General features: G+C 63.1%; 22 protein-coding genes. 11 read left to right on the top strand and 11 right to left on the bottom strand.

The annotated features are described in order from the left end of the window. Positions 1 to 140 precede the first annotated feature (140 nt). From CCR96_RS04275 to speA, 3 genes are all read left to right on the top strand, one after another. The gene (locus CCR96_RS04275) at positions 141 to 440 is read left to right on the top strand and encodes a nucleotidyltransferase domain-containing protein (protein WP_201217746.1); all 300 of its coding nucleotides are present in this window, start codon (positions 141 to 143) and stop codon (positions 438 to 440) included. 270 nt (positions 441 to 710) lie between these two features. Then, positions 711 to 944 carry a hypothetical protein gene (locus tag CCR96_RS24420; RefSeq protein ID WP_242518466.1) on the top strand — a complete coding sequence of 78 codons (234 nt, stop codon included), beginning with the start codon at positions 711 to 713 and terminating at the stop codon, positions 942 to 944. After that, positions 931 to 2,991 (top strand): biosynthetic arginine decarboxylase, encoded by a 2,061-nt coding sequence (speA, locus tag CCR96_RS24415; protein ID WP_242518465.1) that lies wholly within the window; start codon positions 931 to 933, stop codon positions 2,989 to 2,991. Before CCR96_RS24420 ends, speA begins: the two co-directional genes overlap by 14 nt. Before the next feature lie 7 nt (positions 2,992 to 2,998). Here speA and CCR96_RS04255 read toward each other — a convergent pair whose 3' ends face one another. The 9 genes from CCR96_RS04255 to CCR96_RS04215 form a co-directional block, all read right to left on the bottom strand. Further along, positions 2,999 to 3,853: an alpha/beta fold hydrolase gene (locus CCR96_RS04255; protein ID WP_338035807.1), complete on the bottom strand. Its 855-nt coding sequence runs from the start codon at positions 3,851 to 3,853 to the stop codon at positions 2,999 to 3,001. 131 nt (positions 3,854 to 3,984) lie between these two features. After that, entirely contained in the window at positions 3,985 to 4,596 is a 612-nt protein-coding gene (locus tag CCR96_RS04250; protein ID WP_201217744.1) for a DUF3782 domain-containing protein, read from the bottom strand. Positions 4,597 to 4,690: 94 nt separating this feature from the next. Then, positions 4,691 to 5,854: an o-succinylbenzoate synthase gene (gene menC, locus CCR96_RS04245; RefSeq protein ID WP_201217740.1), complete on the bottom strand. Its 1,164-nt coding sequence runs from the start codon at positions 5,852 to 5,854 to the stop codon at positions 4,691 to 4,693. 165 nt (positions 5,855 to 6,019) lie between these two features. Next, positions 6,020 to 6,940, bottom strand: coding sequence for a 1,4-dihydroxy-2-naphthoate octaprenyltransferase (gene menA / locus CCR96_RS04240; RefSeq protein ID WP_242518460.1), 921 nt, complete (start codon positions 6,938 to 6,940; stop codon positions 6,020 to 6,022). A gap of 61 nt (positions 6,941 to 7,001) precedes the next feature. Then, positions 7,002 to 7,850, bottom strand: coding sequence for a 1,4-dihydroxy-2-naphthoyl-CoA synthase (gene menB, locus CCR96_RS04235; protein WP_201217738.1), 849 nt, complete (start codon positions 7,848 to 7,850; stop codon positions 7,002 to 7,004). 171 nt (positions 7,851 to 8,021) lie between these two features. Further along, positions 8,022 to 9,959 (bottom strand): 2-succinyl-5-enolpyruvyl-6-hydroxy-3-cyclohexene-1-carboxylic-acid synthase, encoded by a 1,938-nt coding sequence (gene menD, locus CCR96_RS04230; RefSeq protein WP_338035806.1) that lies wholly within the window; start codon positions 9,957 to 9,959, stop codon positions 8,022 to 8,024. Beyond that, positions 9,956 to 11,341 carry an isochorismate synthase gene (locus CCR96_RS04225; RefSeq protein ID WP_201217736.1) on the bottom strand — a complete coding sequence of 462 codons (1,386 nt, stop codon included), beginning with the start codon at positions 11,339 to 11,341 and terminating at the stop codon, positions 9,956 to 9,958. Before CCR96_RS04225 ends, menD begins: the two co-directional genes overlap by 4 nt. 67 nt (positions 11,342 to 11,408) lie before the next feature. Further along, on the bottom strand, positions 11,409 to 12,356 hold the full coding sequence (locus CCR96_RS04220) for an alpha/beta fold hydrolase (RefSeq protein ID WP_242518458.1): 948 nt from the start codon (positions 12,354 to 12,356) through the stop codon (positions 11,409 to 11,411). Positions 12,357 to 12,537: 181 nt separating this feature from the next. Next, positions 12,538 to 13,155: an SOUL family heme-binding protein gene (locus CCR96_RS04215; protein ID WP_201217735.1), complete on the bottom strand. Its 618-nt coding sequence runs from the start codon at positions 13,153 to 13,155 to the stop codon at positions 12,538 to 12,540. Positions 13,156 to 13,481: 326 nt separating this feature from the next. On the opposite strand from CCR96_RS04215, the gene CCR96_RS04210 reads away from it, so the two are divergent. From CCR96_RS04210 to CCR96_RS04175, 8 genes are all read left to right on the top strand, one after another. After that, the gene (locus tag CCR96_RS04210) at positions 13,482 to 14,441 is read left to right on the top strand and encodes a glycosyltransferase family 4 protein (RefSeq protein WP_201217734.1); all 960 of its coding nucleotides are present in this window, start codon (positions 13,482 to 13,484) and stop codon (positions 14,439 to 14,441) included. 26 nt (positions 14,442 to 14,467) lie between these two features. Beyond that, a complete protein-coding gene (locus CCR96_RS04205) occupies positions 14,468 to 15,505 on the top strand; it encodes a class I SAM-dependent methyltransferase (RefSeq protein WP_201217732.1) in 1,038 nt (345 codons plus the stop codon). Positions 15,506 to 15,905: 400 nt separating this feature from the next. Further along, positions 15,906 to 16,628: a response regulator gene (locus tag CCR96_RS04200; RefSeq protein WP_201217730.1), complete on the top strand. Its 723-nt coding sequence runs from the start codon at positions 15,906 to 15,908 to the stop codon at positions 16,626 to 16,628. A 12-nt stretch (positions 16,629 to 16,640) separates the two neighbouring features. After that, the gene (locus CCR96_RS04195) at positions 16,641 to 17,969 is read left to right on the top strand and encodes an ATP-binding protein (RefSeq protein ID WP_201217727.1); all 1,329 of its coding nucleotides are present in this window, start codon (positions 16,641 to 16,643) and stop codon (positions 17,967 to 17,969) included. Positions 17,970 to 18,124: 155 nt separating this feature from the next. Further along, positions 18,125 to 18,589: a peroxiredoxin gene (locus tag CCR96_RS04190; protein ID WP_201217725.1), complete on the top strand. Its 465-nt coding sequence runs from the start codon at positions 18,125 to 18,127 to the stop codon at positions 18,587 to 18,589. Positions 18,590 to 18,710: 121 nt separating this feature from the next. After that, positions 18,711 to 19,823, top strand: a complete 1,113-nt coding sequence (locus CCR96_RS04185; protein WP_201217723.1) for a class I SAM-dependent methyltransferase — start codon at positions 18,711 to 18,713, stop codon at positions 19,821 to 19,823. An 8-nt stretch (positions 19,824 to 19,831) separates the two neighbouring features. Further along, positions 19,832 to 20,962 (top strand): glycosyltransferase, encoded by a 1,131-nt coding sequence (locus CCR96_RS04180; protein ID WP_338035805.1) that lies wholly within the window; start codon positions 19,832 to 19,834, stop codon positions 20,960 to 20,962. Continuing rightward, positions 20,955 to 22,214, top strand: a complete 1,260-nt coding sequence (locus tag CCR96_RS04175; RefSeq protein ID WP_201217721.1) for a glycosyltransferase — start codon at positions 20,955 to 20,957, stop codon at positions 22,212 to 22,214. Before CCR96_RS04180 ends, CCR96_RS04175 begins: the two co-directional genes overlap by 8 nt. 1 nt (position 22,215) lies before the next feature. Here the strand turns inward: CCR96_RS04175 and CCR96_RS04170 are convergent, their stop codons facing one another. Together CCR96_RS04170 and CCR96_RS04165 are read right to left on the bottom strand one after the other, a co-directional pair. Continuing rightward, the gene (locus tag CCR96_RS04170) at positions 22,216 to 23,154 is read right to left on the bottom strand and encodes a sulfotransferase family protein (protein WP_201217719.1); all 939 of its coding nucleotides are present in this window, start codon (positions 23,152 to 23,154) and stop codon (positions 22,216 to 22,218) included. A gap of 2 nt (positions 23,155 to 23,156) precedes the next feature. Further along, a partial coding sequence (locus CCR96_RS04165; RefSeq protein ID WP_201217716.1) for a hypothetical protein occupies positions 23,157 to 25,100 on the bottom strand: 1,944 nt, incomplete at its 5' end.

Here is a 25,100-nt window from a genome sequence, read left to right as displayed (position 1 = left end):
TTAAGGATATGGGCTCAGCCGTTACCGCAAGCGTAACCGAAGATTACAACCCGTTAAGGATTCGTCGAGGCCCCTTGCCGCACAGCGACCCGCACAGCGACCCGCACAGACAAAGTCTCTCCGATCTATACTGTGGAGCCATGCGACTCACTCCCGATCAGATCGAGATCATTCGCCAGACGACACACGAAGTCTTCGGCGATCATGTCCGCGTGCGGCTGTTTGGCTCACGCCTGGATGACCAGCGCCGCGGGGGTGACATTGACCTACTCGTCGAGTCAGATCAGACGATCCTGGACCAGGCACGAAAACGGCTGCAACTGGTGGCTCGGCTTCAGATGCGCCTCGGCGATCAGCCCATCGATGTACTGACCGTCGACGGTCAGACCAATGCGGGTCCAGTGCATCGCGAAGCCCAACGCACGGGAGTTCAATTATGACCGCTGACACACTGCTTCCGCTTGCTCGCTTCCTCCCGACACTGGAGATCGTTCGACGCGAGGCGCGGCATTTGCATTTCAACCATCAGCGGCTCTTCGCGCATCCGATCGATGCCGATTGGGTAAGAAAACTGGAATCAGCGCCCGAGCTTGCCGAGCAGATGGAGGCCTTCATCTCACGTTACGGTCGCATGCAGGACACCATCGCCGATAAACTCCTGCCACGCTGGCTCATGGCCTTGGCAGAGCGACCGGGGCGCCCAGATCGAGGTGCTCAATCGAGAAGAACGACTCGGCGTCTTGGACAGCACCGAAGACTGGCTGCAGGCGCGCAAGCTGCGCAATCGACTCGTGCATGAATATATGGAGAGTGCGGACGCATTAGCCGCTGATTTGATTCTCGCCGGCGAGTACACGGCCCTGTTACTGGAGACCTACGAGCGCATCCGCGCTTTTGCACAAACCCGCATGAACGTCTCGCCCTCAAACCATGGCACCCCCTGACCCCCGCTGCGATCTCATCTACGCCATCGAGCGCTGGGGGGAAGGGTATTTCGAGATCGGTCCTAGCGGCCATCTCCGCGCCCGCCCGCATCCCGGCTCCGAAACGCGCATCGACCTGATCCAACTCGCTGAGCGGCTGCGCGATGCCGGACTCTCCTTGCCGGTGCTGGTGCGCTTCGACGACATCCTGCGCCATCGCGTGCATCGGCTCCAAGGCGCCTTTTCCGCGGCCATTGCTGCACACGGCTACCAGGGCGGCTATCGGCCAGTCTATCCGATCAAGGTCAACCAGCAACGCAGCGTGGTGCAGGCACTACTGAGCGCCGGCGGCCTTGGCCTCGAGGCCGGCAGCAAGCCCGAGCTGATGGCCGTAATGGCGCTGGTACCGCCCGATCAGCCAGTCATCTGCAATGGTTACAAAGACCGCGAATACATCCGCCTGGCGCTGATCGGTCAGCGCCTCGGGCTGAGGGTGCACATCGTCATCGAGAAACCCTCAGAGTTCGATCTGGTGCTGCAAGAGGCTGAACGGCTCGGCATCGAGCCAGCACTGGGCGTGCGCATCCGTCTGGCCGCAGCGGCCACTGGCAACTGGCAGAACAGCGGCGGCGACAAGGCCAAGTTCGGCCTCTCAGCAAGCCAGTTGCTAGCGCTGGTCGAACGCCTGCGCGGCGCCGACAAGCTGCACTGGCTGCAACTACTACACGCGCATCTTGGCTCGCAGATCCCGAGCCTTGACGACATCCGCGCCGGCGTCGCCGAACTGGGCCAGTTCTACGCCGCGCTGCACGCGCTTGGCACCCGGCCGCGCATCCTCGATCTCGGCGGCGGACTCGGCGTCGACTACGAGGGCAGCCACACCCGCGCCTATTGCTCGATGAACTATCGCGCCGAGGACTACGCCGAGGCCATCGTCACCACCCTCGCCCGGCTCTGCGCCGAGCACGCGCTCCCTGAGCCAGACCTGATCACCGAATCCGGCCGCGCGCTCACCGCCCATCATGCCGTGCTGATCACCGATGTCGTCGATCGCGAGCGGGCCAGCGAGGGCATGCCGAGCCATCGCTCGCAGGTCCCATTCGAGCCAGTCACCTCAGCGCAAGGGGCCGCGCCTCATCAAGCACCGGCGCCTCGTGGACCAGAACCGGTTGACCGGCCTGAGCAAGCGCAATGGAGAGTGCAAGAGGGAGAAAGGCTTGAAGACGCGCATAGCGCAGCGCAAAGATCAGCGACCCGCGAACCCGAAATCGAGCGCCTTGAGCAAGCGCTGCGCGAGGCCAACCAGGCTCCAGCGCTTGCGGTCTACGAGGAGGCCGAAGCGGCGGTCCAAGCGCTGCGCCGGCGTTTTGCCACTGGTCAGCTCGGCCCGCTTGGCCCGCGCGGATTGATCGCCCGCGCCCGTGCTGATGAGCTGTTCATCGCCAGCTGCCGCGCGCTGCGCCCGCGTCTCTCGCACGCCAATCGCCGCCAGCGCGCAGTACTGGAGCAGATCGACGCTCAGCTCGCGGACAAGCTGTTCTGCAACTTCTCGCTGTTCCAGTCGCTGCCGGACGTCTGGGCCATCGATCAGATCTTCCCGATCTGCCCGTTGCAGCGGCTCGACGAGGCACCCACCGAGCGCGGCGTCATCCACGACCTCACCTGCGACTCCGATGGCTGCATCGCCCACTATGTCGATCAGGACGGCATCGAGGCCAGTCTGCCCGTACATGCCTTCGATCCGCAGCAGGAGACCTACCTGATCGGCTTCTTCCTGGTCGGCGCTTATCAGGAGATCTTAGGTGACATGCACAACCTGTTCGGCGACACCGACGCGGTCGCTATCGAACTCGACGATGACCAGCCCGAAGGCTGGCGGCTGCTCGAGCTCGAGCATGGTGATTCGGCCGATGAACTCTTGGCCAGGGTGCATTTCGAGCCCCGCGCCCTGCTCGCTCAATACCGCCGCCGCCTCGACGGCGCCGCGCTCGAGCGCGAGCTGCGCGAGCAGCTTTATTCCGAACTCAAGGCCGGGCTCTATGGGTATACCTATCTCGGGCGGCTTTAACCTGGCTTTAACCTGCAAAGGGCTGGCGTCTCAGCTGCAAGCCCTGCAGCTGCTCGGGCGCCTCCAGCAGCAGATTGTGGCCGACACCTGCTAACAGGTGCAGCCGCGTCGCTGGACGCCAAGCCGCGACCTCGCGCGCCAGTACGCTGAATTTTCGATCCTGGCTACCCGCAACCCAGTGCAGCTCGCCCGGATAGTCGCGAATGGCATCCTGCATGGGCGGCATCTCAGCCAACCCATGCACACGCAGCGAGGCCGCGAGCGCGCTCGGGTGCTGGCTCAGGCGCCGCTCGCGCTGTTGCGCCAAAGATGCCGGCGACAGGCCCATCTGGGACGCAAACAAAGGCAGCCGCTCCCATGCTTCAACAAAGGCGGCAAGCCCTTTCTGCTCAAGCAGGCTGATCCAGCGTTGGTCGGCGAAGCGGCGAGATGCACGCTCATCAGGCTCAATCAAGCCCGGATGGGCAGACAGGATCATCGCTTGGTCAAAACGCTCTGGTGCGAGCCGCAGCAAACCGAGTGCGAGCCGACCGCCGAGCGAATAGCCGACGATGCGATCGATTGAAGCCGGTAGGGCGACGAGCAGACGGCGTAGGGCGTCATCGAACCCGCCCTCAGGAGCCATGCTGCCGCCATGCCCGGGAAGATCGACCGCCAGCGCGGGCACAGTGCACGGCCAGCACGCGCACCAGTCTTCGGCCAAGCCGGTGAACCCATGCAGCAACAGGCTTTGCGGTGGCTGATCGGTCTCTAGGCCACCGATGCGTACTGCGCGAAAGCCTTGCTCGGCGAGCGCAGGGTGCGCATCGGCGCCGTTGAGACACGTTCGTGCTGATTCGATTGGCTTGATCAGCCTGGTCACCCCTCGCGGCTCGCAGCCTCTGCTGCTGAGTCTAGCCGTGCGCTGCGGCCGAGGCGCCGGATTAGGGTCGGCGCTGATCGTCGTGAAAGAATCTCGCGAAAACGAGGCCCGGATCGATCCGTGAGGCTGGCTTACCAGGTCTTTGGCTGGAAGCGGCTGTCATTACGAATCTCGATGGCGTTGCCGGATTGGGCGAGCACGAACAGGCCCTTGCGGTAGGCAAAACGCCCGACCTGATCCGGGACCACCATGCCAGCGACGGCCCCTAAGAGCTGATAGGTCTGGTATTGCGGAAAGCAGTGCTTGAAGGCCCCGAGACGCTCTAGATGGTCGTTGACGTCGTCAATGCTGAGGTGAGATTTGCACTCCACGGCCACGGCCACCTGAGCGTTGAGCGCGAGCAGGTCGATCTCAGCGAGGAGCTGACCATTGTCGTCATAAGCGCTCAGATTGGGTGCTACCTGATGCACCGGCAGACCGCGCTCACGCAGCAGACCCACCACCGCCGGACGGACCATCTCCTGCACGAATTCGCCAAGCCGATTCCCCTGACGGCCAATCAGCTCACTCAGCGCTCGGATCTTGTGGTCAGTCTGCTCAAAGCGTTGCGTCAACCGTGCATCAGCCTCCTGCATCTTTCGGTCGGTCTCCTTGAAAAGCTGGGTTAAACGGGCATCGGACTCCTGAATCTTCCGGTCGGTTTCTTGGAACAGCGCCCAAATGTCTTCTGCTGATGTGGCCATGGCTGTGCATCCTTCGAGGCAAAGATCGCGAACAACATACCGCATTGACGAGGCACAAGGCTATCGTCGAGAGCCATCGCGATTGACGGATGCATCAGCCGTGCACGAAGCCGCTTCCAGGACGACTTGGCAATTGGATAAGACCCGCCTCAATCGCGGGTGCTGCACCCAAATCCGCTGCCAGCCAATCGGCGGTCGCGAGCCCGTGCGCGAACGCCGAGCCGGTCGCCGCCGCCAGCTGGGCGCTGCTCCAGAGCCCAGCGGCAGATTCGATCAGACTGGTGATCACCACTTCTAGGCCCGCGGCCTGAGCACGCCGCGCTAGCGATAGGGTTGGTCGGAGACCGCCGATGACGCCTGGTTTCAGCACCAGGCGGCGCAGCGGCAGTTGTTCCGGATCGAGCGGCCAGCCGCGCCCCGGCAAGGACTCGTCGAGCGCCAATGCAAAAGGTGCCTGCGCCTGCAGGGTGCGAAGCTGGGTGTCAGTCGCTTCCGCACAAGGCTCCTCAAGACAGTCGATCTGATCCGCGATCGGTCGTAGAGCGTCTATCAGCTTGCCCGTTGTTGCGAGCGTCCAAGCACGGTTCGCATCCAGACGCAAACGCACAGCAGCAGGAAGCCGCGCGCAGAGATGCTGGATCGCTTCGAGCTCAGGCTCGATCGGTGCCACCCCAACCTTGACCTTCAGTACCCGAAAGCCGGCGGCCAACGCCTGGTCGATCTGCTCAGGCTGCAGATCGGCAACGGCGCCAAGCGCGGCGTTGATCTGGATCTCTACCCTCGACTGCAGCGCTTGTTCTCGAACTTGGTCCGACTTCAGATCAGGTGCGCGTGCCGACGCAGGCTTCAGTGCTAGATCGCGCTCTGCATGCTGATCTAAGACCGACTCTTGGTCGCCCGCTATCTCCATGCCCTGCAAACTCATGAGATAGGCATACAGCGTCAGACCACAGTGGCGCGCGGACAGATCGAGCAAGGCCGTCTCCAGTGCCGCATCAGCGGCGGGCGTGGGCGACGGGATCTGCCGCTTGAGCAGGGCGAGCTGCGTCTCCAAGCTGGACTGCTTGTGATCTCGTAACCAGGACGACAAGCGTTTTGCAGCGGCTCCCGAGGTTTCGGTTCCCGCCTCGGGCAAGGGCGCGCAATCACCGTAGCCGCAGTCGCCTTGGCAAGACGCCTGCACCAGCCAACCCTCTCGCTCGCGGCGAAGGCCATGCGCGCTGCGCCAGGGCTGGCGCAAGGGTAGTCTGTAAGGCATCAGTACCAGTCGCGGCGACATTGGGCACCCATTCCCCAACTGCTTCCCGATTTGGGCACCACTGTCTGGCAAGAATCGGGAAGTAGAAAATGGACGGCTACTCAGCCCAAGCAAGAGACTCGAAGAGCTTCTGGAGCAGCGACTTCCGCCTCGCTCTTCTGAGGCTCAGACCCACCAAGCGTCAAGCAGCAATCCCAACCCCAACAGCAAGGTCAGGGCCAGCTGGTACTGGCCAGTCCGGGCCAACAGTTGATTCAACGCCCTGCCTTCGGTGTGCCAAAGCTTGCGGATCAGCAGCGCGGCCAGCGGCAGTGCGAGTAGCAGCGGCCAGCCCTGCAGCGGCAGACCGCCCAGCATCAACAGCGGGATCGGACTCACCAGCAACACCGCATAGACGGCGCGCGCCGCCGGGCGGCCGAGCAGATGGCAGAGGGTCCGCCGACCGGCGCTGCGATCGGTGTCGAAGTCACGATAGTTATTGAGCAGCAGCACCGCTGCGGCCGGCAATCCCAGCGCGACGCCGAGGGTGATGGCCTGCACCGAGAGCGTGAGTGTCTGCAGATAGTAAGTACCGCTAACCGCGGCGATGCCGAAGAAGGCGAGCACGAACAGCTCTCCATAAGGGCCATAGGCAATCGGCTTGGGGCCGCTGGTGTAGGCATAACCGGCGGCGATCGCAGTGACGCCCAGGGCGAAGATCGGCCAACCACCACGCACGACCAGCAGCAGCCCGAGCAGGAAGCTGGACAGGAAGACCAGATGCGCAGCGCGTTTGACCTGAGCAGCACTGAACCAGCCTTGCGCCGCGGCGCGTGCCGGCCCAAGCCGGTCCGGGGTATCGGTGCCGCGCTCGAAATCAGCCGCGTCGTTGTGCAGGTTGGTCCCAATCTGGATGCCAGCTGCGGCAATCAGCGTCGCCAAGGCGGTGAAGACTGCCAGCCGCCCGCTTTGTGCCAGTGCCAAGCACAGACCAGCCAAGACCGGCGACAGCGCTAATGGCAGGGTGCGAGGCCGCGCTGCCTCAATCCAACGCTGCAACTGCAGGCCGAAGCGGGGCGGCGCGGGCTGCTCTACTGTAGGTGGCATCTGGACCATATCAGGCATGACGGATACATGATGAGCAACATGGGCTTCGGCTGCCCGCGGTTTACGGACGCCGCCGAAATGGACCAAAGTCCGGCGCGCGCTTCTCGAGGAAGGCGTCACGGCCTTCTTGAGCCTCAGCGGTTTGATAGAAGAGTCCGGTCGCGTTGCCGGCCAGCTCTTGGATGCCGGCCAGCCCATCGCTGTCGGCATTGAAGGCCGCCTTCAGCAGCCGCAGAGCCGTCGGTGAGTGGCGCAGCATCTGCCGACACCAGTCAACCGTGGTCGCTTCCAGCTCGGCAACGGGCACCACCCTGTTGACCAACCCCATCTGCAGCGCCTCTTGGGCATCGTACTGACGGCACAGGAACCAGATCTCCTTGGCGCGCTTGAGACCAATGGTGCGCGCCATCTGGCCGGCGCCGAAGCCCGCGTCGAAGCTGCCGACCTTGGGGCCAGTCTGGCCGAAGCGGGCATTCTCAGCGGCGATGCTGAGATCGCAGATCAGATGCAGCACATGACCGCCACCGATCGCATAGCCGGCCACCATCGCCACCACCGGCTTCGGCAGGCTGCGGATCTGCCGCTGCAGCTCGAGCACGTTGAGATGCTCGGTACCGGCGGCATCACGGTAACCACCGTCGCCGCGGATGCGCTGATCACCACCGGAGCAGAACGCCAGCTCGCCGGCACCGGTGAGAATGATGACGCCAACCTCAGGGTCCAGATGCGCGCGATGAAAGGCGTCGATCAGCTCCAGCACCGTCTCCGGACGGAACGCATTGCGCACCTCCGGGCGGTTGATGGTGAGCTTGGCGATGCCCTCGGCCTGGTGCATCAGGATATCTTGATAGCCAGGCGCGGTTTTGGACTCCCAGGCAATGGGCCGGCGGTCGACGTGTTGTTCGATCATGGTCTGTTCTCTGGTCTACTCATGCAGGCAAGCCCTCGGCGCTAGCCGCTCGTCGAGCCGCTCGTCGAGCCGCTCAACTGGTTCTAGCAGCAGTGAACAACGCTGAACCTCGCGGCCAGCACTGCGGCAGTGCAGTATAAGCGCGACGCCGCAGTCGGGCCGGCAGGCGACTCAATCACGCCCCAGTAACGGAGACATGCGTATCGACCCCCAAAAGGCGAGATGCGCTTGGCGGCTGACCTCAGGATCGATCACGCACTCAATCAGACCTGGTGTCAAACCCACCTCAGCCAGTGCCGCGTCCAAACCTGCAACATCCTCGACGCGCCAATGGCGCAGCCCGGCGAGCGCCGCCAGGGCCGACAGCTCGACGCGTTGCGGGGTCTGCCAAAGGCGCTCGAAGTCCGCGAGCCCACGCTGCGGCAGATAGTCGAAGATATGCCCGCCACCATTATTCAGCACCAGCAGCGGCCGGTCGAGTCGGGCCGCCAACAGCAGCCCACTGAGATCGTGGCAAAATGAGAGATCACCCACCAGCCCCCAGCAAGCTAGGCCGGCCTGATTGATGCCGGCCAGGGTCGATAGATAACCGTCGATGCCGCTCGCGCCGCGATTGCCGATCAGCGTGACGCGCGCGCTACTGGTACGCCACCAGGTATCCAGCTGACGGATCGGCATCGAGTTGGCGCAGAACAGGGCCTCGCCGTCGGGGATCACCGCCCTGAGCGCAGTGATCACCTGGGCCTCGTTCCAAGGCAGCGTCCGCAGCAGGCCCGCCTCGCGCTCGTCGACTCTAGCCTCCCGACCTGTTGGGCTGGGTCGCAGACGCAGATCCGTTGCTGTCTCCGTTGCTGAGGAGGCCAGTTCGGCACAAGGACTCGCTGGCACGAGGCTCGCAGCAACGAGCCACCAGGTCATCTGCTCGGCTGCACGCCAGCGCGCCAGCCAATCAGGGCAGGGTTTGACCTGTCCTTGCACGCGCAGGGCATCGCAGACCGCCGCAGCCGGGAACTCAAGCCGCAGCAACGCATCATGACTGGGATCGGACCAAACGCCTGTCTCGGAGACCAAGATCGCGGGCACGCCCTCTAACCATTGGCCGAGCTGCTTTGAGATCGGCGCCCTCCCGATGCGCAGTACCCAGTCCGGGCGCAGGACTCGGGCGAGCTTGGGGTGACGCAAGAAGCTGTCGTAGGCACTGATTTGAGTCTCAGCGATCGCTGCCCGCGCGCTGGCGCGAAACCCTGAGAGCGGATCAACCAGCACCGGCAAGGCTAAGGCCTCGGCACAACGCCAAAGACTCGACGCCAGACTCGGCCGCGCAGCACGACTCACCGGCGTACGCAGCTCTGAACCAGGGCCGCACAGGATCAGGCCGCGGCCGGCTGGCCAGCTCCTGAGCTCAACCCCGAGCCGAGACGCCATGGGCTCAGCCGCATTGCCAACCGATGCAGCAGCAACCGACCCCATGTTCATCGAATGCACCTGTGGCGCCGCGCCTTCAAGGACTGCAGCCGCGGCACAGTCTGGACCCGGCACCAAAGGCTCGTCGAAGGGCAGATTGAGATGAACCGGCCCGGCACGCTGACCGCTGCTGACCAGCGCCACGCGGCGACCCAACGCCCGCTGCGCCTTGAGCGCCGCCGCTGTTGCCTGCGGCAGGCCAGGGTCGTGGAATTCACGCACGAAGGCACCGAACAAGCGCGTCTGGTCGATGGTCTGGTTCGCACCCCAGCCTCGTAACCGAGGCGGCCGATCGGCGGACAGCAGCAGCAGCGGCAAGCCGACCTCAGCGGCTTCGATCACAGCCGGGTACCAGTGCGCCGGGGCGCTGCCGGAGGTTGCGAGCAGCGCGACCGGACGTAATTGCGCGCGCGCCATCCCCAGCGCAAAAAACGCTGCGCTGCGCTCATCCAGAATCGGCGTTAATTGCAAACAACCGGTCGCCTCGAGTTGCTGTCCCGCAATCAGCAAGGGCGTCGAGCGCGCGCCAGGCGAGAGCACGAGATCGCGCAGACCGGCCGACATCATCCCCTCCAGCAGCGCCAGCGACCAGCGCAGGTTGAGGCAGCCGATATCGCCGCCGCCAATATCGTCAGCGGTACTCACGCGAACTGCAGTGCGCTGAGCATAGCGCCGAGCTTGGCCTCGGTTTCGTCCCACTCGGTGGCCGGATCAGAACCCGTGACGATACCGGCGCCGGCGTAGAGCTCGGCACGGTGGCCGCAGATACGCGCGCAACGCAGCAGCACCCAAAGCTCGCCGCTGAGATCGGGCTCCAGGGTCCCAGCGGCTCCGGTGTACCAACCGCGATCGAACGGCTCGCCATGCTGCAGCCAACCTCGCGCGGTATGTCTGGGCTGGCCATTGGTGGCCGGGGTCGGGTGTAACTGCTCTGCGAGATGGAAGACATCGACGGCCTCGTCGGCGTAGGCACGGATCGGGCTCCACAGATGTTGTGCGTTGCTAAGCTGCATGAGCTGGGGCTCGGCTGGTGTCTCGATATCGGTGCTACAAGGACCAAGCGCTTCGCGAATGGCATCAATGACGAATTGATGTTCACGCAGGTTCTTGTCCGAGGCCCGCAGGGCAAGCCCCAGCGCCGTATCGGCGGTACTGTCGGCATCCCGCCCCGCGGTACCGGCAATCGCATCGACCTCGATCTGCCGGCCTTGCTGACTGAGCAACCGTTCCGGCGTCGCGGCGACGAAACTGGAACCATTACGACGCAGCTGAACCACCTGGCACGATGGAAACAGGCAACTCAGCGCACCCAGTAGCCGATCGACATCGAAACAGCGGGGGCCAGCCACATCCAAACGGCGCGACAGCACCACCTTCTGCAGGCTGCCACTTTTGATTTCGTGCAGCGCCTGATCGACCAATGCTGCCCAGCCGGCCTGGTCCGGCTCAGCAAAGTCGCGCTGCAGGCGCGCCGCGGTGAGGGGGCCATCAACTGGCCGATAGAGCCCCGGCACCAACCGCTCGAGCGCCTCGCCCCAACGCTGGATCAGCCCCTCGGCGGTCGTCGGCCGCGCGGCCGAGAGCACGAGAACCGCCTCGCCCTGGCGGGCGCGAACGCCCACCTCAGGCACCCAGAACAGCGCGTTCGGCAGATGGTCCTCGATCATCGGCCTCGCGTCACCCGTTGCCGCGAAGCCGAACATCGCGAAGGCATCAAGGCCGGTCTCATCGGGATCAGCGCGATCCCAGTGCGGGCGCAGCGCACGACCGGCCGCCGCAAGCCGCTGTAGTCGATCGGCCCCCTCAGCGCTCCACTCAGCGGCGCAGCCATAGCCCGCCCGCAGCTCATCGCGATGCACATGGCGGAACTGAAAGTGCGGGCCGGCTAGCTGTGGCAGCGAGGTCGGCACGCGCGGCAACGCCAGCAGCAGCGACACCAGCCCCTGATCCTGGTCGAGCGGCAACGCGGCAACGCCCTCCATCAGGGCGGCCTTGAGTTGATCGAGCACTTGCAGGGGAGCGCGCACCTGAGGGCCTTCCAAGTCTGCCAGCACAGCGGCCGCTGGCAAACAATGCCAGCGGCCTGCTGCGGTTTCATCCCTGCTCGGCCCAGAAGGCATCCAACGCCGCACTGCAGTCAGCGGTCCGCTCCCATTGCGGGATACCGAGCGTGGGCACGATGCGCACCGCCTTCCAATTGCTGTGGCTGGCGACCAGATCCGCCAGCAACTCAAAACCAACGTTGGCATCGCGGTCATAAAGCACCAACACCGGCAATTGCAGCTTGGCGTAGAGCGTCTCCGTCGCCTGCCGGGTAAACAATTGACCAGCCAAGAAATAGTACGGCGCATGCCGCGCACCTGGCTGATGCGAGGTGGCATAGGCGTAATCGACCATCGCCTCCGGCGGCGTGCCAACATAGCTGCGCTGCAGGAAGTAGCGGATGCTCGGGCGTTTGGTCAGCAACTGGTACAACCCTTGGCCGAGGCCAGGCAGGGTGAAGACGCTGTGCATCGCGCGTCCAACCCTGCCGGATGGCAACCTGCGTGCACTGAAGCCGGTTGGCGAGAGCAGGGCCAGGCTGAGAAAGCGCTCACTCGCGCTCAGCGCGGCACGGGCGGCAAATTCGCTGCTCAACGAAAAGGCGATCACGTCGGCTGGCGCTTGCACCACATTGGTGAGAAAGGCCACGATCGCGTTGGCATAGAGTTCCGGCGAGTATTGCCGATCACTGCGATCAGAGAAACCGAAGCCGGGCAACTCCGGCACATAGACGCGCCGAGTCGCCCGGTAGTGATCGTACAGTGGCTTCATCTCGAACGCGCTTGGGGCCGCGTTGATGCTGTGCAACAGCACTAATGGACGGCCGTCTTCCGGCCCGCCGACGTAATAACTGATCTCTTTCAAGTGCGAGGTTGCGAAGCTGTCGCGCGTCGCATCCAGGGCCTCAGGCAGCATGACCTGCTGACGCATCGGTGCGTCATTGGCCGATGTCTGTTGGCTAAAGCCGGAATCGAGACGGGCTCCCGTGACTGCGGACATGGGATTCACCTAACTGTTGATGGCGGATGTTGTGAGGGATGACTGATGAAGGATGAAGGATGAAGGATGAAGGATGAAGGACGACGGATCGACCTCTGCAGGATCGGCGACGCGCTCGCGCCCCTGATCGCGAAACGCCTGTTTGGCAACGGATGGATGCTGTGGAGTCAATACCGATGACTCAATCCGTTGCGCTCGCGGACATCGCGGGATCGGCAACCTCAACCAGCACCTCGTTGCGGCGCAGGAGACCTGGCACGAAGGGGGCATTGTAACGCGCGAAGATCGGCGCGCCGATCACTGATCGCCCAGACGCGTCAATCGCTGCCAGCAGATCGGCTTCGCGCTCGCGGTAGCGGTCCTCGCCCCAACCGCCGCGATAGCGCTTAGCCGCCATCAGCCGCGGCGGCAGCCGATGTAACGAGACACGCTCATCGGCCGGTGCTGGCAGATAAGACATCGGATACTCCTTCGGCATCACGAACTGCACCAGCCAATCAGTCTCAGACGCCTCGGTGAGCGGCTGTTGATTCACTGGCGCCATCATTGGCAGGTTGCGGCCACCGCTGTTGCCCCCTTGGATGTAGTTCACCAAAGGCTCGAAGGCGCGCGAACTCGCCTGGTCAAAATCGGCCGACACCTGGACCTGGGCAACATTGAATGGCGCATAGCGGCGCAGCTCGAAGCCGTCGCCCTTGGCGACCACCTCGAAATCAGGCTCCGGCAGTGAGATCAGCGCAATGGCGATCAGCACCAGCGGGATCAGCGCCGCAAGGGCGATCAGCGTTTTGCGTTTCATACCAAGCCTCGAACTGCCCAATCCGCAGGTTAACCAACGATTCAACCATGTCACCTTCATCGGCGCGTTGTCCAACGTCAAGCTCCCGCGGCAAGACCGAGGCCGGCGACATCACGGACTGCTATGATCGATGGCTATGATCGATGGCCTTGATTGGCAACACCGCTGAACCGACCACCCTGCTGCCCCCCTGGCTTGGCAAGGGCTGAACCGCGACACACCTGGAGAGCTGGCCCATCCCGCATCGACGGCTACACTTTCTCATTCCGGGCAACCTCGCCGCCCCCACCGGCGGCTACCGCTATGACCGGCAGATCATCGCTGGGTTGCGTGCGCTGGGCTGGCAGGTCGATCCGATCGCCCTCGATGCCAGTTTTCCCGCACCGAACGCCACGGCTCGCGCCGATGCCGCGGCCAAGCTGCAGGCCATTGCCGACAACGAACGGGTGTTGATCGACGGACTCGCACTCGGGGTGATACCTGAACTCGTCGAGCAAGAGCAAGCGCGCTTGCGACTGATCGGGCTGGTGCATCATCCTCTCGCCGATGAGACCGGGCTCAGCATCGAGTGGAGCCGCGCCTTGCGGACATCCGAATCCGCAGCCCTGGCGATGATGCACTCGCTGGTCGTCACCAGCAATGCGACTGCTCGCCGCCTGCAAGCCATGGGTCTCGATGCCGCGCAGATCACCGTCATCGAGCCCGGCACTGATCCCGCGCCGATCGCCGACCGCGCCGGGCGCGAGCCTCTGCAACTCCTCTGCGTCGGAGCCTTGATCCCGCGCAAGGGTCATCGGTTCTTGATCGAAGCCCTGGCGACGCTGCGCGACCTTGACTGGAGACTGACGATCATCGGCAGCCTCGAGCAGGATCGCGCCACCGCGCTGAATATCCAGTCTCAAATCCAGGCGCTAGGGCTCGGCGAGCGCGTTCTGTTGAGCGGCGTGGTGAATGACAGCAGGCTCGAGGCAGCCTATCAGCAAGCAGACCTGTTCGTGCTGCCAAGCCTGTTCGAAGGCTACGGAATGGCCTTCAGCGAGGCCTTAGCACACGGGCTCCCGATCCTCGGCTGCGACGCCGGGGCCGTCGCCGATACGGTGCCGAACACCGCCGGCCTGTTGGTCGAGCCTGGATCGAGCACCGCACTCGCAGCCGCCCTGCGCCGACTACTCAGCAATCCCAGCGAACGCGCACAACTCGCAGCAGGCGCCGAGCGCGCAAGCGCGCAACGACCGAACTGGCCAAGCCAAGCCCAACGCTGGGCGGAATTACTCGACCGTATCTGACTCGAGAGTGTCTGACTGACTTTAAAATGCCTGAATTCAAAGCCGCTGACTTCAGCGCCGACTGGCTAAGGCTCCGCGAAGCGGCCGATGCCCGCGCCCGGGCCAGCCAGCTGCCAGACGCCCTCATGCTGGCTGCAGCCAGCACCTGGCATGATCCCGAGCGCCGCTTCACCGAGATCCTGGATCTCGGCGCGGGCACCGGCGCCAATCTCCGCTATCTTGCCCCACGACTGGGCAGCGGGCAGCGCTGGCGCTGTATCGATCAGAATCCGCGCTTGCTGGCGCAACTGCCACACGCCACCGCCGCCTGGGCGGATCGCCATGATGATCCGATCCAAGTCGAACTGGCGACCGCTCGACTGCGCTTTGCCGGGCCAGGCTGGAACGGCCAAGCACAGACGGAACAGCGCGATCTTGCGTTGGCGCCGATCTCGACAACGGCACAGCACTCAAGTCCGCAATCGCCGCCATTTCCGCTCACCTTGGCCGTTGGTAGCCTCGTGACCGCATCCGCGTTGCTCGATCTCGTCTCCGAAGCCTGGCTCAGTGCCCTGATCAGCCACTGCCAAAGCGCGGGTTGTGCCCTTCTGTTTGCGCTAAGCTACGATGGACGATCGACGTTAACGCCGGCCAGGCCCGAGGATCAAGCAGTCAACGAACGGGTCAACCAACACCAGCGCGGCGATAAAGGTTTCGGCCCGGCATTAGGTCCAACCGCGCCCGATGCCGCAGAATCCATGGTGGCCGCTGCGGGTTACCGATGGCGGAGCGCGAAGAGCGATTGGCGGATCGGCCCGGACGAGCCGGAACTGCAGCAGGCCCTGATCGCTGGCTGGGTTGAAGCGACTCTGGAACTCGATCCGTCCGCACGGGCTTGGCTGCTGGAGTGGCAACGGGCTCGACAGATGCAGATCAAGACCGGCAAGCTCCAGATTCAGGTTGGCCATCGCGATCTCATGGCACTGCCACCTGAGCGGGCAAAAAAACGGCCGCAGCGACGGGGTGTGTATCCGTCGAGGCGGCCAAAGAGGCTTGCTGCCCAGAAACCGTTGAACAGTGACTGACGACCCGGCTGGCTGCAGACAACCCTTGTCAGAGAGGCGCTAGCTCGCAGCGAGGCGACGCTAGAAGCAACTCTAGGAGTCGCTCGGGCTCATGGTTGCGGTATGACGATTTGATTCAGAGTCGGCCTTAGCCGACCTGCGATCGTTATGTGAGACCAGACCAACTAAGAAGCCCCCGCTGAGCACGGCAAGCATCAGACCACCGACCGTTAACGCATCGAAACACATAACAACTACCTCCGTTTCGCGCATCGAAGAGAGACAAGGCGGAGTCGGCACCATAGACTCCATCCGTTGTTGTCAGTATCGCCGCAGTCAACAACCAGGGTATTTCAGCATATACTGATGCTGTAACAGTTTGTAACAACGACGCCAGCCACGCAGACGCCCGGAACCGCTCATGAACAGCGACGATGTAAATGCGAAGACGCAGGTGCTCGTGGTCGACGACGACGCCTCGCTGCGTGAATTGCTCGAGAACTACCTGCAACGCGAGGGCTTCAAGGTCAGCGGCGTCGCGGATGGCGTGGCAATGTTCGAATGGCTTAGCGAGACCGAGCCGGACATCATCATCCTCGATCTCATGTTGCCCGGTGACGACGGTCTAACGCTCGCGCGCAGGCTGCGCCAGCAGACCCAAGTGCCGATTATCATGCTGTCCGCCCGCGGCGATGAGGTCGATCGGATCGTTGGTTTGGAGGTCGGCGCTGACGATTATCTGGCGAAGCCGTTCAACCCGCGCGAGCTACTGGCGCGAATCCGCGCCGTCTTACGCAGGCCCTCGCATAACCCAGTCGATGCGAGCCTGGCCGGACAGATCAGCTTCGGTCCGTATCGGCTCGACCCGGCAAGCCGGCGACTGACGCGCGATGGAGAAAGTGTCTCACTCACCGGCAGCGAGTTCGATCTTTTGCGCATCTTCGCCGAGCATCCGAATCGGGTGCTCGATCGCGACCGACTGCTGGATCTGCTCAAGGGTTATGAGCGCAATCCATTCGACCGCAGCGTCGACGTGCAGGTTGCGCGACTGCGCGCCAAGATCGAGCCAGACAAGAAGACGCCCTGTTTCATCCGCACCGTCTGGGGTCGCGGCTACATCTTTACGCCGACGGGCGAAGTCTGAGGCACCCAACGCATGCCCCTGTGGCCCAGCTCACTCTTCGCCCGGGTGCTGCTGACCCTCGTGCTCAGCTTCGGCAGCTTCGCACTCATCACCTTCGGCACGGTGATGTACTACGTGCTCTATCCGGTGGTGCAGCGATCCACCGCTGACCTCGCCGCCTTCATGGAACTCTCCGCGCGCACCTTGGCGCTTCTCCCCGCCCAGGCTCAGGAGGATTATCAGGCGAAGCTCCTCGACGAGTACCAAGTGCGATTGCTCAGCGGCGCAGAACCGCCCCAGAACCTCGACGATTATTTCTACCCCTACGTGGTGCGGCTGAGCCAGGCCCTCAGCCAGCGGCTCGAGCGGCCCGTGCGCATGCAGAGCAACCTCATCGATGGACGCCGCTGGTTCTGGATCGATCTCGAGACCTCGTCTGGCAGGGTCTGGGCCGGCATCCCGCGCGACCGCATCGGCACCCGACCGATGATCGGCGTGGTCGTCATCTGCGCGCTGGCGGTGCTCTTGGTCGTGCTCACCGCCGCAATCCTGGCACGACGCGTCACCGCGCCACTGACCCGGCTGTCGCAGGCCGCCGAGGAGGTTGCCAAAGGCCGCTCACCCGAGCCCCTCGAGGAGACCGGACCGCGAGAACTCGCCAACCTGGCGCGCCAGTTTAACGAGACCAGCCAACAGGTCAGAGAGCTGCTTGCGGACCGAACCGTGCTGCTGTCAGGCATCTCGCATGATCTACGCACACCACTCACCCGCCTTCGGCTCGCGCTGGAGATGCTGCCGGACAGCACCGATGCAGCGCTCAAGGCGCGGATGCGTCGCGACATCGAGGAGATGAGCGCACAGATCGGCCAGGCCGTCGAACTCGGCGGCACGCTCGGCGCCGGTGCCCGCGACCCGGAAGACCTCGCCAAGCTCGTCAGCGAGGTCGTCGGGCATCGACCACGCATCCTCTGGCGCCCGCTTGGACGCTGCATCCACTCCGTCAACGCCCTCGCCCTGCGGCGCATCCTCGGTAACCTGATCGAAAACGCGCTGCGCTACAGCAGCGGCACGGTCGAGGTCCGGCTCGACTGCCGCCACGAGACGCCAGCGCTGTTCGTGCTCGACCGCGGCCCCGGTATCCCCGAGGCCGAGCGCGAGGCCGTCTTCCGGCCGTTCTATCGTCTCGAACGCTCACGCAACCGCAACACTGGCGGCTCCGGACTCGGCCTCGCCGTTGCCCGCCAGCTCGCCGTCGCCAACGCGATGGAGATCGCGCTCAACGACCGCGACGGCGGCGGCCTGATCGCGAGTATCCGGCTGCCAGCAGCGCGTGCTGGCGATGATACCGAGCTGGTGCACTGAGCCAGCTGATATCCACAGTTGACGGTCAGGGTTCAGCCCCCTAGATTCGGCACCGAGGTGCAACCCGAATCGGGCAACTCGCCTCAGGCGACACGCACCGCCCATCACGATCAACATAAGACGCCCCAAAGAGGTGTCCGCCAGAGGAGAGCAACATGTTGCAAGCGGGTGACCAAGCCCCAGAATTCTCATTGCCCGACGCGGACATGGCGCGCGTCAATAGCGCCGACCTACTGCGAGACAACACCCTCATCCTCTGCTTCTACCCCAAGGACGACACCCCCGGCTGCACCATGGAAGCGCTCGAGTTCACCGACCTGCAGCCCGAGTTCGAGGCCTGCGGCGCGACCATCGTCGGCATCAGCCGCGACACCTGCGCCAGTCATGGCGCATTTCGAGACAAATACGGCCTCACCATGCGCCTACTAGCGGACACGGATGGCGAGGTCTGCCAGGCCTATGGCGTGCTGCGTGAGAAAGAGAAGAACGGCCAGCGCCGTCTCGGCATCCTGCGCACCACCTTCATTATCGGCCGCGATGGCATCATCCAGCATGCGCTCTATGACGTGGTGCCCAAGGGGCATGCCCAGCGGGTGTTGGCGCTCACTTGCCCGGATTAACACCGCTCTCGACGAACGCACAGGGCACGGATGATCTTGTGCCCGACTTTTTGCGGAGAAACGACGCTCAGACTCCACGAAGCGGCCTGCTGGGACTCCATGCAAACGCTATAATGAGTGAATGCATACGACACCGATCACGACTGCCGAGCCAGCGCCTGTAAACGCGGCCCAAGCATCGGCATCAACGCCTCAGCAGGCAAACGCACAGGCGCTAGCGATCAAAGCCGCCTTTGAACTGCTGTTTGGCCGCGCGCCACGGGCCGATGAGCTTGACCGCTTTCCGCCCGCACTCGTGGCGGAAATCCACCATGCCTCGGACCTCTTGGCGCAGTTGCTGCAGCAACGTCACGCCCAAAAGGGCCGGGAACATGCGGCGTTGGAAACGCTGATGCAAGCACCCATGACTCGCGCCATCCAAGCCGGCGCAGATTTCGACGAGTCCAGGTTCGAGGCCGCTTACCAAGCCAAGCTTGCCGATGAGGCCGAGCTGATCATCGGCCAGCGCGACTATCTGCCGCAACATAAGACACGCTTTCGCGAACTGTTCAAGGCGGTGACCACCTTGCTCGCGGATCGGCCGCGGCCAACCCTGCTCGAGTTTGGCGCATCGGAATTCTCCGCCTTTTACAAACCGCTGATCCCTAACCTCACTTTACATCTCTCGGACCGGCCAACTCCAGCCGATTACATCGGCTTCACCGAACAGGTCGGGTTTGAGCGCCTCGGTTGCGATGCTTACTTCGCCCTTGACCTCGAGCAGCCACCACTGCTGAGCGCAGCTCATGACGATCCTCAGCGCCCAGCCGCTCAAAGCTACGACCTGATCGTGTTTGCTGAGGTCTTGGAGCATCTCGTGGTGAATCCGGTCGAGCTGATGAGCGCCTTGCTCAAACTACTGAAGCCCGATGGCTTTCTCTACCTCACCACCCCTAACCTGTTCCGCGCCGAACTACGCGAGCAATGGCTGGCGCTGGAGAATCCGCAGCAGATCTATCCAGCGGCCGATGGTAATTGGGATCGACATCATCATCACTGCGAGTTTGGCGCCGCCGAGCTGTTGCGCTTCCTCGAACAAGCGGGCGGCAAGGTCATCGCCTTTTACTATTCGGGCTGTTGGGATGCACACACCGACCGCGCCGCAGACGAGCTTGGCAACCTGGTATTTCTCGTCACCCCCGCGCCGGCGACCGTAGGCGATCAAACGCACGCGGCCAAGTCCACGACTGATTGAGCGAGCCAGTGCTTGCGACCCAGCCGCCGCCACTTGCAAGCATTAGCCGGGGCGCCATCCTCTACGACTTTCTTCACTGCCAGGGTGGCGCTGAACAGCTGACGCTCGACCTACTCGAGGGCTTTCCCGACGCTGACCTCTGGGTGGGCTATCGGGATCAGCACTGGTTCTCAGACCAGCGGCTGCAAGGGATACGGCTGCATGACCTCAAGTTACCAGCACGCTTTCCGGGTGGCCGGACCTTGCTCGGTCTACTCGGCTTTCGCTTTCGCACAAGCGCCCTTGCTCGCTATGATTGGGCGTTGTTCAGTGGCTCGGTGGCGGTAGAGGCCGTACATCAACGGCCACGGGGATACAATCTGTACTACTGCCACACGGTGCCGCGATTCGCCTACGATCTGCAACAAGACTACACCTCCCGGCTGCCGCGCGCGGCGCGCCCCGCCTTGAGTCTCGCTGCCGCTGGCATGCGTCATCGCTACCAGAAGGCGCTCAATAGGATGGATCTGATCATCGCCAATTCCGAGAACATTCGCCGTCGGCTGCAACGCTATCTCGGCCTAGATGCGCGCGTGATTCATCCACCTTGCGATCTCAGCCGTCACCGCTGGCAGGGACAACAGAGCTATTATCTCTCAACCGCGCGCTTGGAACCCTATAAGCGGGTTGACCTGCTCGTGGAGGCCTTTCGCCAGTTGCCGGATCTCCAACTGGTCGTGGCCTCTGGCGGCTCTGAGCAGCAACGCCTGCAACGCTTGGCCAAGGATGCGCCGAATATCCGCTTTACCGGCTGGCTCGAGGCAGGCGCGTTAAGCCAGCTGGTCGGCCAGTGCATCGGCACCCTCTACATCGCCAAGGACGAGGACTTTGGCATGTCACCGGTCGAATCGATGGCGGCTGGCAAGCCAGTGATCGGCGTCGCCGAAGGCGGGCTACTGGAAACGCTCAAGGACGGCGAGACCGGCTACTTGATTCAGCCACCGCTGAATGTGGCGAAGCTCATCGCCAGCGTCCGCTCACTCAGCCCACAACGCGCCCTACAGATGCGCACGGCCTGTGAGCAGCGCGCGCAGCAGTTTAGCAAGGCCCGATTCACTGCCAGAATGCGCGACGCTCTTGCTGAGGTGGTCGATGCCTGAGCCCATTGAGCCGCTGGCGTCAGAACAGCCGCAGCAGCCGCATGCCCCGCAGACGCAGCAGCAGGATACACAGCAGCTGCCCAACGACGGCCAGCGCCCGCTGCGGGTCTTGCAGGTCTATCGCACCTATTTCCCCGACCCCCAAGGCGGTCTGCAAGAAGCGATCCGCCAAGCCTGTCTGGCAACGCACCCGCATGGCATTCGCCACCGCATCTTCACCCTCAGCCCAAGGGCCGAGCCGCGCATCATCCGCCGGCCAGAGGGCCTGGTCTATCGTGCCAACCAACACCTAGAGATCACCTCGTCCGGGTTTTCGCTCTCCGCGCTTGGCCCCTTTCGCGCGTTGGTGCGCTGGGCAGACATCGTGCACTACCATTTTCCCTGGCCCTTTGCCGATGTGCTCGACTTGTTTGGCAAGGTCGACAAGCCGCGCATCATCACCTATCACTCAGATATTGTCAGGCAGCAACTCTGGCTGCGGTTCTATCGGCCCTTGATGTGGCATTTTCTAAGCCAGGCGGACCGCATCATCGCCACCTCACCCGCCTATGCCGAGTCCAGTCAGGTTCTGCAGCACTATCGAGCGAAGCTTGAGATCATACCGCTCGGCTTAGACCCAACCGCCTATCCGCGGCCATCGCCGCGGCAACGCGAGGCGATCGAGGCGCGCTTTGGCCATGGTTACTTTCTGTTTGTTGGCGTGCTCCGCTACTACAAAGGGCTGGATACACTGATCCAAGCCGCCGCGGGCACCTCGCTTAAGGTGGTGATCGCCGGCGATGGTCCTGAACGCGCGCGCCTACAACAACTCGCCCACCAAGCCGCCCCGTCCAACATCCAGTTTGCGGGCATCGTCTCCGACGCGGAAAAGGTTGCATTGATCCGCAACTGCCGCGGCATTGTGTTTCCATCCAATGCACGCTCCGAGGCCTTTGGCATCACCCTACTCGAGGGCGCAATGCTCAAGCGCCCATTGATCTGCACCGAACTCGGGACCGGCACCAGCTTCGTCAACCAACACAATGAGACCGGGCTTGTGGTACAGCCGAATGATCCGCAAGGATTGCGAGCGGCGATGCTCTCGCTGACCACAGACCCAACACGCGCGGAGGCCTTTGGCAGCGCCGCGCATGCGCGCTTTCAGCAGCTATTTGCTGCTCAGCCGCTGGGGCAGCAGCTCGCTGCACTGTATCGACAGCTTGCGCGGCCTGCTGTGCAGGCGCAGGCGCCAGCCAAGAAAGCCAAGAAATGAATCAGTCCAAATCGAAGGCGTAATCAAGGCGGTCCAACAACGTCATAAAGGGTTCTGCGTCCTTGGCTTCTTGCACCAGCGAAGGCGCGTAAGCCCGCCTTGGTCGTGGACGAATCACATCACCACGTCGGCCGCTATCGCCGGATAAATGGATGGCGGAAAAGGTCTGTTGGAAATCAGGGTCAAAACTCAGCCCAAACAGGCTACACAGACGCGCCATCTCGGTGTCCGGGCTCGCGACAAAATCTTCGTAGCGAATGAACTCGCAATCGTCATAGGCATCGAGGAAGCTGAGATAGCGTCGTGCATATTCTGCCAGCGTAGGCGGGCTGAAATGCTGCACCCAGCCGGTCTCTTGCAGGCTGAGATAAGAATCCAGCGGATGCCGCACGCTGATCACGGACAACACCGGATAATTCCGGCTGACAAGCTCCCGCAGCGTCGGCCGCTCAACAACCGCCTCACCGAAATTGAATTGGCCATGGCTGTGATCGCGCAGGATCAATTGCTGCCCCTGATGGATCGCCTGCTCATAGAGTACGCGTAAACCAGCGCAAAAGAGTTCCGCTTGCGTCTCGATACTGGCAGGACGCGAGCTGAATCGACTGAGGCCAATCAGATCGGTCGGCAAAAAACCACCCGGCACAAAGGGGCTCAGGGGATCGACCTCGCTGAGCACCCAGCTATTGGGTTGCGCGGCGAGACAGCGGCTGATCAGGGTGCCGCCGGTGCAGGCCAGATGATGCAGCGTACGCACCGGTGGTGGCTCATGGACCCCGGCCTCGGCAAGTAACTGCTGACATTGCTCAAGCAGACTTGGCAGCGGTAGCGCAAGGTCCTGATCGTCGCCGGTGGCCTGATCCGCATAGTCGTGAAGCAGCTCAAGCGCATCATCAATGGCTTCGTGAAAGCGACTGTTTTCCGAGATGCGTTGGGTCATCGTCACTTCCCGAAAGGCCACCAACGCCGGGTTGCTTGAGCGGGCCTTGATGTTGAGGGCGCCGCCCGTGGCTCAGTTGAAGCCGCGGCCGATGCTGCAAGCTTCAGATCATCAGTCTGCGCCCTGCCACCATTGGCTGGTTGATGCTCCAGTTGATGCAGGTAACGCGAGGCCAGGGTTAAGCGCTCGGTAAGCTGTTTGAGTAACGCCGCTTGTTTGTTCTTTTGCTCAACGACTTCGGCATGGCGCTGCTGGAGGTCTTTGAGATCGGTTTCGCGCAGGGATTGCAGGCGCAAGGCAATGGCGTTGTCGCGCTGGAGTTCAGCTAGCGCTTCTTCATGGGCCTTGAGCTGTTGCGCTCGGTCGGTGGCGAGCTTCGCTTGTTTCTCGGCCTCAGCTTTTTGTTGCGCCGCCTGCTGGGCTTGCTTCTCGGCCTCGGCTTTGTGCTGCGCCGCCTGCTGGGCTTGCTTCTCGGCCTCGGCTTTGTGCTGCGCGGCTGATTCAGCCTGCTGTTTGGACTCTGCCTTGGCCCCCTCAAGCGCTTTGGCAAGTTCGTTGGCTTTAGCCTCGACTTGATGCTTGGCCTGCGTACCTTGCTCCACTGCCTTGGCAAGCTCGTCGCGCTTGACCTCAGCCTGATTCTTGGCCTGCGTCGTCTGCTGTAGGATCTTGGTCAGTTCCTCGACCTTGGCCTGCGCTTGCTGTTGCGCCTGGGTCGCTTGCTGCAGTTGTTGGCCACGCTCGGCCGCGAGCTTCGCCTGTTTCTCGGCCTCGGCTTTATGTTGCGCCGTCTGCTGGGCTTGCTTCTCGGCCTCGGCTTTATGTTGCGCGGCCTGCTGGGCTTGCCTCTCGGCCTCGGCTTTATGTTGCGCGGCCTGCTGGGCTAGCTTCTCAGCCTCGGCTTTTTGTTGCGCGACTGATTCCGCCTGCTGTTTGGACTCTGCTTTGGCCCCCTCAAGCGCTTTGGCAAGATCATTGGTTTTAGACTCGACCTGACTCTTGGCCTGTGCACCTTGCTCCACTGCCTTGGCAAGCTCGTCGCGCTTGACCTCAGCCTGATTCTTGGCCTGCGTCGTCTGCTGCAGGGTCTTGGTCAGTTCCTCGACCTTGGCCTGCGCTTGCTGTTGCGCCTGAGTCGCTTGCTGCAGCTGTTGGCCACGCTCGGCTGCGAGCTTCGCCTGTTTCTCGGCCTCGGCTTTATGCTGCGCCACCTGCTGGGCTTGCTTCTCGGCTTCGGCTTTGTGCTGCGCGGCTAATTCAGCCTGCTGTTTCGACTCTGCTTTGGCCGCCTCAAGCGCTTTGGCAAGATCGTTGGCTTTAGCCTCGGCCTGATTCTTGGCCTGTGCATCTTGCTCCACTACCTTGGCAAGCTCGTCGCGCTTGGCCTCGGCTTGATTCTTGGCCTGCGTCGTCTGTGGTAGGGTCTTGGTCAGTTCCTCGACCTTGGCCTGCGCTTGCTGTTGCGCCTGGGTCGCTTGCTGCAGTTGTTGGCCACGCTCGGCTGCGAGCTTCGCCTGTTTCTCGGCCTCGGCTTTATGTTGCGCCGTCTGCTGGGCTTGCTTCTCGGCCTCGGCTTTATGTTGCGCCGTCTGCTGGGCTTGCTTCTCAGCCTCGGCTTTGTGCTGCGAGGCTAATTCAGCCTGCTGTTTCGACTCTGCTTTGGCCGCCTCAAGCGCTTTGGCAAGATCGTTGGCTTTAGCATCGGCCTGACTCTTGGCCTGTGCACCTTGCTCCACTGCCTTGGCAAGCTCGTCGCGCTTGACCTCAGCCTGATTCTTGGCCTCCGTCGTCTGCTGCAGGGTCTTGGTCAGTTCCTCGACCTTGGCCTGCGCTTGCTGTTGCGCCTGAGTCGCTTGCTGCAGCTGTTGGCCACGCTCGGCTGCGAGCTTCGCCTGTTTCTCGGCCTCGGCTTTATGCTGCGCCACCTGCTGGGCTTGCTTCTCGGC

Source organism: Halochromatium roseum, assembly GCF_016653315.1.
GTDB lineage: Bacteria > Pseudomonadota > Gammaproteobacteria > Chromatiales > Chromatiaceae > Lamprobacter > Lamprobacter roseus.
Note: the sequence above shows the minus strand (reverse complement) of the source record. Positions and strands in the feature narration are given on the sequence as shown.

Excerpts from the sequence above, each read along its gene's own strand:
- CCR96_RS04205 (WP_201217732.1), top strand. The coding sequence starts at position 14,468 with ATGCCTGAATTCAAAGCCGCTGACTTCAGCGCCGACTGGCTAAGGCTC.
- menA (WP_242518460.1), bottom strand. The coding sequence starts at position 6,940 with ATGCCACCTACAGTAGAGCAGCCCGCGCCGCCCCGCTTCGGCCTGCAG.
- CCR96_RS04175 (WP_201217721.1), top strand. The coding sequence starts at position 20,955 with ATGCCTGAGCCCATTGAGCCGCTGGCGTCAGAACAGCCGCAGCAGCCG.
- speA (WP_242518465.1), top strand. The coding sequence starts at position 931 with ATGGCACCCCCTGACCCCCGCTGCGATCTCATCTACGCCATCGAGCGC.
- CCR96_RS04170 (WP_201217719.1), bottom strand. The coding sequence starts at position 23,154 with ATGACCCAACGCATCTCGGAAAACAGTCGCTTTCACGAAGCCATTGAT.
- CCR96_RS04250 (WP_201217744.1), bottom strand. The coding sequence starts at position 4,596 with ATGGCCACATCAGCAGAAGACATTTGGGCGCTGTTCCAAGAAACCGAC.
- CCR96_RS04215 (WP_201217735.1), bottom strand. The coding sequence starts at position 13,155 with ATGAAACGCAAAACGCTGATCGCCCTTGCGGCGCTGATCCCGCTGGTG.
- menC (WP_201217740.1), bottom strand. The coding sequence starts at position 5,854 with ATGCCTTACAGACTACCCTTGCGCCAGCCCTGGCGCAGCGCGCATGGC.
- CCR96_RS04195 (WP_201217727.1), top strand. The coding sequence starts at position 16,641 with ATGCCCCTGTGGCCCAGCTCACTCTTCGCCCGGGTGCTGCTGACCCTC.
- CCR96_RS04220 (WP_242518458.1), bottom strand. The coding sequence starts at position 12,356 with ATGTCCGCAGTCACGGGAGCCCGTCTCGATTCCGGCTTTAGCCAACAG.
- CCR96_RS04275 (WP_201217746.1), top strand. The coding sequence starts at position 141 with ATGCGACTCACTCCCGATCAGATCGAGATCATTCGCCAGACGACACAC.
- menB (WP_201217738.1), bottom strand. The coding sequence starts at position 7,850 with ATGATCGAACAACACGTCGACCGCCGGCCCATTGCCTGGGAGTCCAAA.
- CCR96_RS04190 (WP_201217725.1), top strand. The coding sequence starts at position 18,125 with ATGTTGCAAGCGGGTGACCAAGCCCCAGAATTCTCATTGCCCGACGCG.
- CCR96_RS04185 (WP_201217723.1), top strand. The coding sequence starts at position 18,711 with ATGCATACGACACCGATCACGACTGCCGAGCCAGCGCCTGTAAACGCG.
- CCR96_RS04200 (WP_201217730.1), top strand. The coding sequence starts at position 15,906 with ATGAACAGCGACGATGTAAATGCGAAGACGCAGGTGCTCGTGGTCGAC.